The sequence below is a fragment of the Anaeromassilibacillus sp. SJQ-5 genome, assembly GCF_054108045.1.
The window spans coordinates 1,061,454-1,074,932 of the sequence record NZ_JBPJWQ010000001.1; the positions used below are offsets into that span (position 1 = coordinate 1,061,454).

Sequence of the window (13,479 nt, forward strand, 5' to 3'; positions counted from 1 at the left end):
CCTCAGTGAAAAATCTGTTCATACAGCTCCCGCAGATGTGCAGGAGCTGCTTTGATAACCTTACCACCGCCATTTTGCGCAGCTTGCCCCCAAATGCCCCAAAGCACATCTTGCCAGAGAAAGTCCTGGGATCTTTTGTCCTGGCGATTTTCTTCCGGCAGGTAGTCCTCTAAATGACCCTTGACCTCCAGCAGAGCATTCAGACTTTCCTCATTAGCAATCAGAGTACGGAACTCCTTGGCTGGTTTCATACCTTGCATAGACTGGACACCGTGGACCAATACAGACACAGTCTGTTTCGTAAATCCGAACTTCTTGATGAAAACATGAACAAACTTCTCCTGTAAAGAGGAATGTTCGTCATCACACAGATCCAGATAGTCGCACACCAGCGAACACCACTGTGGTCCCTCCAGCCCCAGAGCAAACACGGCGAAGGTGCCGGGCATCGCACAGGCTTCATCTGCGAGGTTTTGGTACCACTCAAACTCTCGCATAGCCAGACGAGCGTATCGCTCCATAGCCGGATGCAGATTTGGATGTTGCACGGCGCAGGCAAAGAGCTGATTGACTCCTTTCTTGGGCAGGCGGGGAATGGGCAGATAGAGTTTTTCCTTCCCACGGAACTCCACCGAGTAACTGCGGGGAAATTCCTCCTGCTCCAACACCGCACACAGGTAGTCCAGGATTTCAGCATAGCACTCCTCGGTAGAATCCCTGGCGGTGATGCGGATGGTAGCAAACGCATCATTGGCCGATGCGGTGAGATGCTCCGTCTTACGCCGCTGAATGTCCTTTGGCAATTGGCCGCTGCCGCCCGTTTTCAGCTGTTTTACCATATTCGGGCGAATCTGGGAAACCAGATTGAGGTAGTGTTCGGTTGTAATGGTATTATAGCTGGCACCATACACCGTAGAACAGACCGCGACATAACAGGTAAAGCGCAGCAGGTTTTCGTCCACATCTTCCGGCTGCAGTTCCGGCCACACGGTACAAGGCGGGTAAGGCGTAAAATCATCCTCTTTTTCTCCAACCTCAAAATACCTCTCCTGCACTTGGTGTTTGATGTATTGCTCCAGTGTGTAATCAATCTCTTTCCAGCCCACCAACCGCCGCAGTGCATCGCAGAATACAACCGCCTCCTCGTAGGGAAACCCCTTCAAAGGCAGTTTGGACAGATACCGATCCAGCAGTTGGCTGGGAAGAAAGGGCGTTCCGCTTTGGTTCCGAACTACCATCGGGTAGCCGGAATGATTTTCTTTTGCGGTTCCATCCAACACATCCTGAATGCACTGATCGGCGTGTTCCAGCACTTCTGGGTTCGTATCTGGTTTATGAATCAGGTAATAACGGCCATGTACGCCATCACGTTTCGGCAAACTCATAGCAGGCCACCACTTTCTTCCAGGTTCTCCGTTATCGGAATAAAAATCTGTCGGTAAAGTTCCTTCAGTTCCTCCGGAGCTGCTTCCACCACTTTTTGACCACCCTTGGCGCTGGCTTTGCCCCAGATCACATAGCAGACCGTTTCCCATGCGTATTGCAGCACTTCCTCTGGGCTGGATTCTGTTTCCAGGGTGGGTTCCTCGTCCTCGTCATCATCGTCATCCTCGTCGGAGGAAAAACCGCTTGGAACGATCTCGGACAGGTGGATTTTTGCCTCCAGCAGAGCGTCCAGGCTTTCTGCGTTTGCCATCCACGCGGCATAGTCCTTGGAATACTTCATGTTCTGCATGGACAGCACCCCACGGACAAATACAGGGACAGTATCGGCGGTAAATCCGAACTGTTTCACATACTCCCGGAGGAATTTTTCCTGTAAGTGGGAGTGCTCATCATCGCAGAGATCGAGATAATCCCATACCAGCTGCCGCCACTCTTGCCCCAGCATTCCCAGGGCGAACACGGCAAAACTTCCGGGGAGTGCGCACTGCTCATCGCTGAGATTGGTGTACTGCTCATATTGCCGCATGGCAAGCCGAGCGTACCGTTCCATCAGGGGATGGAGGCCGGGGTACTGCACGGCACAGGCAAAAAGCTGGTTTACTCCCTTTTTGGGCAGTCCTGTGATGGGAAGATATCTCTTTTCCGGTCCTTTGAACTCCACCGCATAGCTGCGGGGAAAATCCTCCTGCGAAAGAACCTCACACAGATAGTCCAGCACTTCATGGCAGCATTCCTCTGTGTTGTCCCTGGCAGTAATACGGATAACGGCAAAGGCATCGTTGGCCGATGCAGTGAAGTGCTCTGTTTTCCTCTTTTGCAGAGAGATCGGTAGCCTGCCGGTTCCATTTTCCCGGAGCTTTTTCACCATATCAGGACGGACTTTCTCCACCAAGCCCAAGAGATAATTGGTTGAAAAATATTCATAGTTCGCTCCATATATCTTATAGCTCACCGCCACATAGCAGGCAAAGCGCAATAGCTCTTCTGAAAGATCCTCCGCACGGATACCCGGTTTTAGGGAATATTCCTGTTCTTTCCAGTAGTCATCTTCACTGCCTGTCCCGACAAAATACTTCTCTTGTAATTCCCGTTTCAGCAGGTCAATCAAATAATAGTCAATTTCACCCCAGCGGCTCTGGCGGCGCAGGTTTTCGCTGAAGGCGATGGCTTTTTCCGCATCCATGGTTTCCGCTCGCTGGGTTTCAATCCATTTTCTCACCAGATCGTGCACCGCAAAGGGCGCGCCTTCGCTGCTGACCACTACCGGCGGCCAGAGGGAATCAAGCCGCGTGATTCTCCCGTCAATGGCATCCTGGATGCACTGGTCAAAGAGCGGTTGCAGTTCCTCCTGTACCTCGGGCTTCATCCAGTAACAGCGCCCGTCTGCACTATTGCGCTTTGGTAAATTCATATTCAATCACCTCTTAGGTCTGTTGATGCTGCATGGAAACAATTTGGCACTCTGGGCAGAACTCGATATAAAGAGTTCCTTCTGTGCCGTCCATCACGGTATCCCATTGAATTTGCGCAAGGTATTTCATCGGCTTTCCGCAGTGCGGGCAAGTGGTGTATTCCGCATCCTGTACCCAGTTGGCAAAGCCTCCTACCGTATTCACATCTTCACAAGCAGAACCGTAAAACAAGGGTACAGGTGCTTTGTCCAGTATAAATAGATTTTCGGTGAGGGCTTTGTAGTCCTCCGGTCGCACATAGCAATCCATCTTTTCCGCACCGTCAAATAGTTCCGAGGGAAATACCTCTACGCTGCCGTCCAGAGTAAAGCTGTTAAATGCGGGACCTTTTAAAAAACCGACACAGTTGGGGCAGCAGGTGGCAGTTAAAATACCATCCAGTCCTAGAAACTTCAGCCGTTCATCCCGGCCATCCAGCACAAGTATGTCCACCATTTGGCAGCCACAGTGAGGGCAGGTATCTTCTCGGACTCGACCGATGCGAACAGGAGTTGCTTCGCCAGGATCACCCTTGATCATGGGATAACAGGTATCGAAATTGAGCTGTGTCCGATGACCTTCTTTGTCAAAGGTCCAGCCGCCACATTGTGCATAGATAGATGGGTCTACATAGAGTCCTTTGCGCCAAGGTCGTGGATTTCGCTCCAATTCCAGCAGCGTTTCCATTGCCTTATCATCTCCCTGGAAGGCAAGACAGCACATCAGATTGGCCGCTTCATGGGCATTCTCGGTTTTTAACAGAGCGGCGATCAGACCATCCCGCAAATCTGCCGGGGCACGGTAATAGAGCTCACAGGGAAAGAATACCCCTGCAGTAAAAGCAGCTCGTTGAATCTCTGGTGTGATAGCATCCCGGTAACTGAGTAGCTGCCAGAAGTCTGTGAGTTCCGGATCCTCCATATCACCCAGCCGTTGTATGTTCACCATCAGTTTTTCCTGTTTCTCTATGATTTGTTCCGGTGTCCAGGCCAGCGTAGACTTTCTCTCCTGTTCACACTTACACTTCCAACACAAACCCTCATAGCTCAGGGGAGTTCCGCAGCTTGGGCAGGTATATTTTAAACTCATATTCTTTGACTCCTTTCAGAAGATAGAAAAACGCCCTGCGACATCCCGCATGGTAAACAGGCTGACGCAAGGCGCGAAAAGGCCGCACAGAGCCAAAAGTCGGTTGTAAAAATCCGGCCTTTTCTAAAGTTTAGATGTATTTGATTGCTTTGTAATCTTATAGGATATAAAATTTTATTTCTGGACATCTTTTGTTCACCTTGTTTTTTCTTTGACTCGCTCCATCTCATCTATTAGTGCGTTGACCTGGAACTCTACCATATCCTCTGCAACTTCTGAAAAGAGAAAAGGCATTGTATCAGGAATTGCTTTGTAGACCATCATCATGCTAAGGGCCATATTTCCAAATAAACGGGGATCAATGCTGTTCACAGGAAGTCCGAAAACGGAGAGCAATTTGCTGTAAAAAACAATCTGCTCCTGTTGAAAGGCATTATAATTTTCCGCAGAGAGACAGCGGAATATTTCCACTTCTTCTTCTATCGACAAAACCGCAACCCCGTTTTTGGCTCCATAGCAACAATTTTTCAGGAAGATTTTTACTCCCTCTCTCCAGCTAAGATTCGGGTCATCCATCAGACTTTGCGCATAACAGATCAGTTTGGGTTGTTGATACCGAAGAGCCTGTATGACCAATTCTTCTTTGGAAGAGAAAAAAGTGTAAAAAAAGGTTTTTGATATACCTACTTTCCTGCACAGAATATCAATGCTGCTATGGATCAGACCTCTATCTATGATGCACTGAAGGACAGTAGTCATTAATGCTTCCTTCACTCGTTGGCGCTCTTCAATAGAATAAGATTTTCGCGGCATATTTTTATGCCCCCATTTAACAATATAAAATATAAAATAATAAAATAGTATTTATTTTATTATACATTAGAATAATGTATAAACGCAATCCTAAATTTGTGAATGAAATGTAAATATAAGTTCTTTAAAATAAGCAGGTAATATCAACTTAAAGTCGCATCCCCATTTTCACAGAAAGTCTACAATCCGATTTCAATTTCAAAACCCAAGGCGGGTACCTCTTTAGTCCGGCGGCGTTTCTTTAGAAGATATAATATAGCGCCCAAAACGAACTTTTTTAAAGCAGGGATGCATACAATCCGTCTGATACCCGGCGGAGATGCATTTTGTCTCTCTTTTTCCAGTCTTTTCTCCTGTTTTTCGCACGATGGCCAGACCACTGCGATTTCGCAGCAGTCTGGCCGTTTTTCTATGCGATTTTCGGTCACTCAAATGGGAACAGCCGCCCAGAAGGTGAAGCCCTCTGCTTTCTTCATCTCCGTTCGGCGGCGTTTCACAAGGGAAACACTTAGGTGCAGTTCCTGTGCGATTTCACGTATCTTCTTCCCGGCCAGTACCAACGCTGCAATCCATTTCTTATGCTTGCAGGTTTTGCCTGCACGGTCTTTGTATTCCCGAGAACGCCGGCCCGTAAAATACCCCTCAGAGTCATCCAGCCCTAAGGCCAACCGGATGCGGACATTAGTATATCGATAGCTTTTTCCGTTTCCTTTGGCGGTATAGAACAACTCCTTCTCCGAAAGAGGCCGGTAAAAGCAGGCGTTCAGCTCTAAAAGCTTGTCCCGAATCTCGTCCTCGGAAAGTTCCGCATCCCGTCCCCAAACCCAGGCGAAGTGCGCCGCCAACTCCCGGCAGTTTTGGAATCCCCATCCGGCGTGAGCCAGCCGGAGCAGTTCCCGCAGCCGTTTGGCTCCAAGGAATTGCTTCGTCATGGTGTATGGTTCGCTTCTCCGATCACTCTGTCCATAATCGAAACGCGCACGCTCTATGTCCCGGCGGGCGTTCGCCACCGCATAATCTCCGTTCCATGGTATATCGCTTATGTAGCGGCAAAGCTCCTTGTAGCCGTAAGAGGCTAACCGCAGCGGTTTCATGCGGCATATTCGGCCGGTATCCCGGTGGATGCTCCCCGGAATGCGAAACACCCGGCTGGCGTCCACCGCTTGGGTGTCCACATGGAAATCCACCCCTTCCTCCTGTAAGGATTTCTCCAGCGGCACCCAGCGGGCAAGCAGCTGCATTTTCACCGCCTGAATTCCTTCTGCCATCCGGCCTTTTTTCCCGTTTGGAAGATCCTCAAATATGTAATAAAGGTGGCAGCCTCCGGAACCGGTGAAAACGATAGCGTTCGGCATGGGCGCGTCTCCGTATGTACTATGCCAGCGTATCTGCCGTTCCAATTCCTGTTCTACGGTTTCGTAGTCCGGAGAAAAATCCTGCTGGAAATCGATATCGATGACGATGTGATTGAACCGCCACAGATATTTCTCCGTCCTTCGACAATAGCCCTGCCGGCTCTTGAAAATGTTGAGAGATATATAAGCCTCTCCTGTATTCTGAATCAGGTACAGTGCCTGTTTTCTGAGCACATACAGAGAGGAATAGGCTTTCTGGCCATCAAAGCCAGCACCGCACAGATAGGCGCTTCCCGTTTTGAAGTCAAACCCATAGATTTGCTGAAGAAAGTAATCGACCTGTTTCTTCTGCTCACGGGTAATATTTGTCCGTTTCGTAACAACCACCTCCGAATTCTTTTCGGAGATAGTATGTCGGAAAAGTTTTCAACTGGTCGCGGCTGTTTTGGTTGTGGGAGGATTTGACCGCGTGAATCAGGCGATTTATACTATAAACAGACCCTACACAAAGGAGGAATCAAAATGGAGAGTATCATGATGTTCGACATAAAAGAACTGGCAAAAGAGGTGGGGTTCCGGAAAATGATCCGGGAAATCGGCACCTACCAAAGCCTGGACGAAAAAGTGGAGGCGGAGCTTGACAAGCTCCGCTGGATGGAGGAAAACGGCGGTTTTTTCTTGGAAGAATGGGAAGAAATGCCGGAGGAATAAAAAATCTTCCGGCACGGCTTCACAAAAAGGGCGGCTGTAGCCGCTCTTTTTGTGATAGAAAAGAGAAGGCGCCCTTCTCCAATGGGAAGGGCAGGAAGAAAATCAAACAGCATAGAAATCCGGAGAAATCACGAGCTTTCGGAAGAGAAATTATGATTCATAGTAATTTTTCGGCAGCGGAACATAATTTTTCTTCGGCTAAACATAATTTTTTACGGCCTTCTTCCACCCTTTCTCTTAAGAGAGGATAATTTCTGAAAATTACCATGCAAACTCAAAAATTATCATTTTTGACGATCTGCTAAAGTGCGGATCGTCAATTTTCTTTTTTTCCGTCATACTATATTTGAAATCAAAATAGAAAGGGGGGACGGCTGTGTTGAGTGAAAAGAAATTTAATGATACCCTTCTCACGTTACATGAGGTACAGGAAATTTTTCGTTGCGGGAAACGACAGGCTTATGAGCTGGTTCGTGTTCATGGATTTCCGGCGATAAAGATCGGCGGAAAGTATCTCATCAGCGCCAAAGCCTTGGAACGCTGGATCTTAAGTAACGCTGGAAAAGGGATTATTAAATGAACCGGAAAGGGCGGGCTTTCTAGCCCGCCCTTTCGCTCATCCGGTATTCAGGATTCCGTCTAGCGTATTGGTAGCGGACGGCAGATCCTCTTTGAGCAGGTGAATATAAGTGTTATATGTAATTCCTACGTCCGCATGCCCCAGCAGACGGGATACGATTTTGATGTCCACCTTGTTGGCGAACAGTTGGCTGGCAAAGGTGTGGCGGAGAGCGTGAATGCCTATATGGGGAATTCCGGCCCGTTCCAGAATACAATCGTGCGCCCGGTTCAGATTGCGCGGATTGATCGGTTTCCCTGTTGCATTCGCAAACACCAATGAAAACTGTCCGTTGATTTTCTGTAACTCCCGAAGTGCCTGAAGCGCCGTCTGGTTGAGAGGAATGGTGCGGTCTCCGGAGGTGGTTTTGGTGCTGCCCTCCACAAAGCAATACCGCGGTTCTCCCGAAACGATGTTTCGATTCTTGACATATTCCAGCGTACGCTCCACTTTTAGACTTTGTTTTTCAAAATCAATATCTTCCCATCGCAGTCCTAGTGCCTCGCCTAACCGCAGGCCAGTGAATAGGATGAGAACCAATCCGTATCCAAGACGATACACCGGTTTCCCGTTACCGTACTTTTCTGTAGCAAACTGGCAATACACCCGCATCTGCTCTTTCGTCAACACGTCTATCGTTTTAACCCCTTTTTCCGCCTTCTTCGGCAGCCGGATTTCAAAGCAGGGATTTTTGATGATCTGCTCCTTGACCATGGCAAATTTGAAACAGGCATTCAATGCCAGGTACGCTTTTTTGATCTGGGAATAGGAATAGCCGTCGCCGTCTAGCTTATTGATGAATTTTTGAATATCGTCATGAGTCAGCGTAAAGAACTGCATTCCCTTAAAATAGGGAATGATCTGATGATAAATGGTACTCTCCAACGTGTCATAGGACTTGGGCTTAAGTTCAATCCGCTTATAGGTGGTGAGCCAGTTCAGCGTATATTCCTCAACGGTCTGTTTCTGAATCTCTCGATAGGTGCCGCTTTCCAGCATCTTCTTGAACTCTCGAAATTTTTGGTTGACCTCCGTCTTGGTCTTTCCGTAAATAAACTTCTTTTTTCCTTCTACGGTGATTTGCCGGAACCACCGGCCGTCCTTGCGCTGCTTCGGGGCTGTGCCTTCGCCGTTGTCACGGCGTGTTTTGGGTTCGTTTGATTGAGGCATAAAGTCTACTCCTTTCGCTTGATTTCAAAGGTAGTATGACTTTTCCTGAGAAGACTGGATGCCGGATATTCTGACAGCCTTTTTGACAGCCTTTTTCGGGATAAAGGAGGTGTACTTGGGGATAAAAGAGGGGAAAACGTATCGACGACAACCTCTCTCCAGCAAATAAAAAAGACACGAAAAACCTCGGTAAATCAAGGCTTTCCGTGTCTTTTTCACTGGCAGGGGCAGAAGGACTTGAACCCTCGGCACGCGGTTTTGGAGACCGCTGCTCTACCAACTGAGCTATGCCCCTGTGTATTCTATTATCATAAAGGGAATGCATCCCGAGTTATTGGTGGGCCTTCAGGGACTCGAACCCGGGACCAACCGGTTATGAGCCGGTTGCTCTAACCAACTGAGCTAAAGGCCCATAATGGAGTGCCACAGCACGAAAGCTATTTTATCATATAATTCGGAATTGTCAAGAGATTTCCGCAATCTTTTCCCGCAGTTTCCGACACGGAAGCCGATCCGCGCCGTCAGCAGGGAGGAGCATAGAAAAGGCCCGGAGATAACCCGGGCCTTTTCTCAGCGCATCGCCTTGGCCATCTCCAGCAAATCCTCTTTTCGGTTGGGGCAGCGCCCGTCGATGACCGCTTCCAGCAGTGTTTCCAATGTGTCTCCCAGCAGCTTACCTGGGTAAATACCGATTTGTATCAAATCGTGTCCGTTCACCTGCAAATCCTTGAGAGAAAAGCAAGCCTGAGAAGCCAGTACTTCTCTGGCGGTTTGGCCAATTGCCTCAATGTCCTGTATCCGGTATAGCAAATCTGGATGCTGTCCCCGCACATCTGCCTTTTGTACCTCCAGAAGCTGAAAAAACGCCTCCTCGCCGAGCCGCCGCAGCCATCGCTTTACCTCGGCTTCCTTGGCGGTCAGCCGCACGTCGTGGTACGTAACCAGCATGACCGCCCGTTCTATGGTGGCCGTGTCCAGCTTCATCCGACGCAGAACCTCTCCGGTTATCTGGGCGCTTACCGCCGGATGCCCGTAAAAGTGACCGACCCCTTCCGCGTCGCGTGTAAAGCAAGAAGGCTTGCCGCTGTCGTGCAGCAGCAGGACCCATCGAAGCACCGACAGGGGAGGAGCCGCCTGTACCGCGCGCATTGTGTGCTCGTAAATATCATATTTGTGGTAGGCGTTATATTGGGGATGATCCCGCATGGGAGAGAGCTCGGGCAGAATGACCTCAAACACGTCGGGATATTCCATCAGCACCGGAAACGCCGCCGGGCCGCAAAGTAGCTTATTCATTTCAGCCGCGATTCGTTCCGCCGCTATCTGGCGCAGCAGGAACGCCTGCCTGTGAAGGCTTTCCCCTGTCATCTTCTCCAAGGAGAATTCCAGAACGGAGGCGAAACGCAGCGCCCGTAGAATGCGCAGCGCATCCTCGCCGAACCGCTTGTCCGGATCGCCCACACAGCAAATCCGCCGGGCCTCCAAATCCGCCCGCCCGGAGAAATAGTCCACCAGTCCCACGTCCGGGTGGTAGGCCATGGCGTTGATGGTAAAATCCCGGCGGCTCAAATCCTCCCGCAGACTGCGGGTGAACCGCACCGCGTCGGGATGCCGGGCGTCAGAATAAGCGCCGTCTACGCGATAGGTGGTAATCTCTACCGGGCAGTGCTCCTTGATGATCGTCAGCGTTCCATGCGCCAGCCCGGTCTTCGCCACTGTATAGCCGCCCAGAGCGTCAAAGATACCTGCCGTTTCCTCCGGTAGGGCGGAGGTGGTCACATCCCAATCGGTGGGCGTCCGTCCCAGCAGGGAATCCCGCACGCAGCCGCCGACCACATAGGCCTCGTGTCCGCGTTCATTCAGCGCGCGAAGAATATCCAGCACATTTTGCGGTATGGCAATCATGAAACTCGTTCCTTTCGGTGAACAATGAAGACGCGTATAAAAATCCCGGCTTATCCGGCGCACCTTCGCCGGCAAGCCGGGATAAATCCCTTTATTTTTCCCGGACCTTGAAGCCGTACCCCCAAATGGTCTCGATGGACAAATTGGTGTTCTGCAGCTTCTTGCGCAGCCGTTTGACGGTGTCGTCCGCCACCCGCGTGCCGGAATCGTTTTCAAATCCCCACACCGTGGGCAGTAATTCGCTGCGCGGAACCGCCCGGGCGGCGTTTTTCATTAAATAGGTGAGCATGGCGAACTCCGTGGGAGTGAAGTGGATTTCCTCGTTGTTGCTGTCGTAAGCCGCCATATTATCCAGATCCATCGTCAGGCCGCCCAGCGTGATTTTGGTGCTGGGGCTAACCGGCTTGCAGATGAGGGAGATGTCCGCCGTTATGTTGGTGGAACTCAGTTCATCACTGATATTGGTGTATTCGATGGAATACCCGTTGTTGCGCAGAGAGGTTACCAGTGTGTCCAGCATTTTATTGTCGTCGCCATAGACATAGACCAGCTTCGGCATCTTGCATTCCTCCATCTTTTATTTCCATACAAGGGCGCGGCCCCCGTTCAAAACGCCCACGGCGTTTTAGGCTGTCGTTGTGGGATACCTTATATCAGCATACCAGACTACTTTGTTGGATTTGTGAATAAAGTGAAACGAATGTGAGAATTCCCGGAAAGCCTCAACGGCTGTACTCGGATAGCAGCCGCTGCTTCTCGTCCCAAAGGGGCTGGGAGAGATCCACGTAGTATTTATGCGGATTTTCGAAGCGGAGCACCTCGTCCCACATGGTGCCGATTTGCGCCTGGCAGTAAGAGCGCAGATCCTGTACCGTCGGCAGATCGTAGACGCATTCTCCCGCCCGGAACAGCTGCTCCTGCAAGGGGACGGCGGTGTAATTCTCCACGCGTTTGCGCTTCCAGATATGCTCGGGATCGAAAATTTCATAGGGCTTGGTGTCGTCGATGATTTCGTCGTTCAGGGTGATGACATCTGCAATGGCCTTGCCGCTGTCCCGGTCATAAAGCCGCCACAGCTTCTTGAAGCAGGGATTGGTGATCTTGGTGACGTTCTCGCTGACCTTGATGCGGGGGATCACCTGCCCGTTTTCCTCCACCGCGGCCAGCTTGTACACCCCGCCAAACACCGGATCGCTCGCGGCGGTGATCAGACGCTCGCCCACCCCAAAGGAATCCACACAGGCCCCTTGCTGAATCATGTCCTGAATGATGTATTCGTCCAGAGAGTTGGAAGCGGTTATCTGGCAGTCCGGGAACCCGGCGTCGTCCAGCATTTTGCGGGCTTTTTTGCTTAGATACGTGATGTCGCCCGAATCGATCCGAATGGCCTTGGGCCGGAACCCGGCCGGAACAATCACCTCGTTGAATACCTGGATGGCATTGGGTACGCCGGATTTCAAGGTGCTGTAGGTGTCCACGAGCAGCGTGCAGGAGTCGGGATATTCCTTGGCGTACGCCCGGAAGGCCTCCAGCTCGCTGTCGAAGAGTTGAACCCAGCTGTGAGCCATGGTGCCCAGAGCCGGTATGCCGAACTCTCGATCCACAATGGTGCATGCCGTGCCGACGCACCCGCCGATATACGCGGCCCGCGCGCCGTACATCGCCCCGTCATATCCCTGCGCCCGGCGGGAGCCGAACTCCATCACCGCCCGGCCTTTGGCCGCCCGGACGATCCGATTGGCCTTGGTGGCGATCAGAGACTGGTGGTTGACCGCGAGCAGCACCATGGTTTCGATGAACTGCGCCTGGATGATCGGCCCACGCACCGTCACAATGGGTTCGTGAGGAAATACCGGTGTGCCTTCCGGCACCGCCCAGACGTCGCAGGCAAACCGGAAGGTCCGCAGATACTCGAGAAACGCCTCGTTGAACAGCTTTTTGCTGCGCAGATAAGCGATGTCTCCGTCGGTGAAGCGCAGGTTCTTCAGATACTGCACCAGCTGCTCCACCCCCGCCATGATGGCCAGCCCTCCGTTGTCCGGGATGCGGCGGAAAAACATGTCGAAATATGCGATTTTGTCCACGTTGCCGGTCTGAAAGAACCCGTTAGCCATGGTCAGCTCGTAAAAATCGGTCAGCATGGTCAGGTTGTCGGTCTCAAAAATGGGATTGTCCGGTTGGTTCATGTCTGTCAGCTCCCCAATGTAATCGGTTTCCGAGTCCCGAAAGGATGCCCTATTAAACGACATCGCCGTATAGTTCCGCCCCGGCGGCCTCCATCAAATACAACGCTGCCGCCCCCAGCGTGTCGGCCGGGTGTCCCGGCGCGTCGAAGGTGTCCGTCAGCGCCGTCGGCACCAGTATCCGCAGCGGCAGATTGCGGGTGTTGTGCCACGCCTTGGCGGAGAGTACAAACTGCAGCACGCAGATGTCGGTGCAGTCGCCAGTTACCAGATAGGTGGTTGCCGTCGCATGCTCCCGCCGCCATAGTTCGAACACCGGCTCGAGGAACCCGTTGGTCGAGTTCTTTTCGAGTACCGTATGCTTCGGCGCCGCCGCCGCGATCTCCGGGCACAGCCGCGCCTCTTCGGTGCCGCGCAGGCAGTGCGGGGGATAGGCCTGAAGCTCCAGGCTGTCCGGCGCGTGCGTGTCTGCAAAGGCCACGACCGGAATGCCCGCCGCCTCGCACCGCCCCGCCAGGGCGGCGATGGGGGCGATCAGCGCCTCCACCCGGGGGCTGGCCATCGCGCCCTGCCGTGCGAACCCCTCGACCATGTCCACCACAAACAGCGCGGTGGATTCCGAATCCAGAGTGGACAGGGCCAGAGAGGGGAGCGCGGCCAGCTTGTCGTGAAGTTCCCCGGCGAACGCGGCCGCCTCGCCGGTAAACGCGGTCTTATCCGTCCATGTCATGCTGTCG

At 51.7% G+C, this 13,479-nt stretch carries 12 protein-coding genes and 2 tRNA genes; 2 read left to right on the plus strand and 12 right to left on the minus strand.

Going from position 1 to position 13,479, the window contains the following annotated elements:
* Positions 1-2 precede the first annotated feature (2 nt).
* The 5 genes from ACSAMM_RS04370 to ACSAMM_RS04390 all read right to left on the minus strand — a co-directional run bounded on the left by ACSAMM_RS04370 (position 3) and on the right by ACSAMM_RS04390 (position 6,541).
* Complete coding sequence (locus ACSAMM_RS04370; protein WP_457790035.1) at positions 3-1,385, minus strand: DUF6138 family protein; 1,383 nt, start codon at positions 1,383-1,385, stop codon at positions 3-5.
* Positions 1,382-2,857 carry a DUF6138 family protein gene (locus ACSAMM_RS04375; protein ID WP_457790037.1) on the minus strand — a complete coding sequence of 492 codons (1,476 nt, stop codon included), beginning with the start codon at positions 2,855-2,857 and terminating at the stop codon, positions 1,382-1,384. Before ACSAMM_RS04375 ends, ACSAMM_RS04370 begins: the two co-directional genes overlap by 4 nt.
* 13 nt (positions 2,858-2,870) lie before the next feature.
* Entirely contained in the window at positions 2,871-3,986 is a 1,116-nt protein-coding gene (locus ACSAMM_RS04380; protein ID WP_457790039.1) for a hypothetical protein, read from the minus strand.
* 195 nt (positions 3,987-4,181) lie between these two features.
* On the minus strand, positions 4,182-4,799 hold the full coding sequence (locus ACSAMM_RS04385; RefSeq protein WP_457790041.1) for a TetR/AcrR family transcriptional regulator: 618 nt from the start codon (positions 4,797-4,799) through the stop codon (positions 4,182-4,184).
* Between the two features lie 428 nt (positions 4,800-5,227).
* Entirely contained in the window at positions 5,228-6,541 is a 1,314-nt protein-coding gene (locus tag ACSAMM_RS04390) for a hypothetical protein (RefSeq protein ID WP_457790043.1), read from the minus strand.
* A gap of 135 nt (positions 6,542-6,676) precedes the next feature.
* Between ACSAMM_RS04390 and ACSAMM_RS04395 the strand changes: the two genes are divergently transcribed.
* Positions 6,677-6,865, plus strand: coding sequence for a hypothetical protein (locus ACSAMM_RS04395; protein WP_457790045.1), 189 nt, complete (start codon positions 6,677-6,679; stop codon positions 6,863-6,865).
* Between the two features lie 376 nt (positions 6,866-7,241).
* A complete protein-coding gene (locus ACSAMM_RS04400) occupies positions 7,242-7,445 on the plus strand; it encodes a helix-turn-helix domain-containing protein (RefSeq protein WP_224763972.1) in 204 nt (67 codons plus the stop codon).
* 36 nt (positions 7,446-7,481) lie between these two features.
* Here ACSAMM_RS04400 and ACSAMM_RS04405 read toward each other — a convergent pair whose 3' ends face one another.
* The 7 genes from ACSAMM_RS04405 to ACSAMM_RS04435 form a co-directional block, all read right to left on the minus strand.
* Positions 7,482-8,654: a tyrosine-type recombinase/integrase gene (locus ACSAMM_RS04405; protein WP_457790047.1), complete on the minus strand. Its 1,173-nt coding sequence runs from the start codon at positions 8,652-8,654 to the stop codon at positions 7,482-7,484.
* A gap of 219 nt (positions 8,655-8,873) precedes the next feature.
* Positions 8,874-8,949, minus strand: a tRNA-Trp gene (locus tag ACSAMM_RS04410).
* Positions 8,950-8,989: 40 nt separating this feature from the next.
* Positions 8,990-9,066, minus strand: a tRNA-Ile gene (locus ACSAMM_RS04415).
* Positions 9,067-9,224: 158 nt separating this feature from the next.
* Positions 9,225-10,559, minus strand: coding sequence for a CCA tRNA nucleotidyltransferase (locus ACSAMM_RS04420; protein ID WP_457790048.1), 1,335 nt, complete (start codon positions 10,557-10,559; stop codon positions 9,225-9,227).
* A gap of 91 nt (positions 10,560-10,650) precedes the next feature.
* Positions 10,651-11,118 (minus strand): winged helix-turn-helix domain-containing protein, encoded by a 468-nt coding sequence (locus ACSAMM_RS04425; RefSeq protein ID WP_178721747.1) that lies wholly within the window; start codon positions 11,116-11,118, stop codon positions 10,651-10,653.
* 163 nt (positions 11,119-11,281) lie between these two features.
* Positions 11,282-12,745: a nicotinate phosphoribosyltransferase gene (locus ACSAMM_RS04430; protein WP_457790050.1), complete on the minus strand. Its 1,464-nt coding sequence runs from the start codon at positions 12,743-12,745 to the stop codon at positions 11,282-11,284.
* Between the two features lie 52 nt (positions 12,746-12,797).
* A complete protein-coding gene (locus ACSAMM_RS04435) occupies positions 12,798-13,472 on the minus strand; it encodes an isochorismatase family protein (protein WP_178721745.1) in 675 nt (224 codons plus the stop codon).
* Positions 13,473-13,479: the final 7 nt, after the last annotated feature.

What these genes read in the sequence shown, in the direction of transcription:
- ACSAMM_RS04370 (WP_457790035.1), bottom strand. Translation starts at nt 1,385, where the DNA reads ATGAGTTTGCCGAAACGTGATGGCGTACATGGCCGTTATTACCTGATT.
- ACSAMM_RS04375 (WP_457790037.1), bottom strand. Translation starts at nt 2,857, where the DNA reads ATGAATTTACCAAAGCGCAATAGTGCAGACGGGCGCTGTTACTGGATG.
- ACSAMM_RS04380 (WP_457790039.1), bottom strand. Translation starts at nt 3,986, where the DNA reads ATGAGTTTAAAATATACCTGCCCAAGCTGCGGAACTCCCCTGAGCTAT.
- ACSAMM_RS04385 (WP_457790041.1), bottom strand. Translation starts at nt 4,799, where the DNA reads ATGCCGCGAAAATCTTATTCTATTGAAGAGCGCCAACGAGTGAAGGAA.
- ACSAMM_RS04395 (WP_457790045.1), top strand. Translation starts at nt 6,677, where the DNA reads ATGGAGAGTATCATGATGTTCGACATAAAAGAACTGGCAAAAGAGGTG.
- ACSAMM_RS04405 (WP_457790047.1), bottom strand. Translation starts at nt 8,654, where the DNA reads ATGCCTCAATCAAACGAACCCAAAACACGCCGTGACAACGGCGAAGGC.
- ACSAMM_RS04420 (WP_457790048.1), bottom strand. Translation starts at nt 10,559, where the DNA reads ATGATTGCCATACCGCAAAATGTGCTGGATATTCTTCGCGCGCTGAAT.
- ACSAMM_RS04425 (WP_178721747.1), bottom strand. Translation starts at nt 11,118, where the DNA reads ATGCCGAAGCTGGTCTATGTCTATGGCGACGACAATAAAATGCTGGAC.
- ACSAMM_RS04430 (WP_457790050.1), bottom strand. Translation starts at nt 12,745, where the DNA reads ATGAACCAACCGGACAATCCCATTTTTGAGACCGACAACCTGACCATG.
- ACSAMM_RS04435 (WP_178721745.1), bottom strand. Translation starts at nt 13,472, where the DNA reads ATGACATGGACGGATAAGACCGCGTTTACCGGCGAGGCGGCCGCGTTC.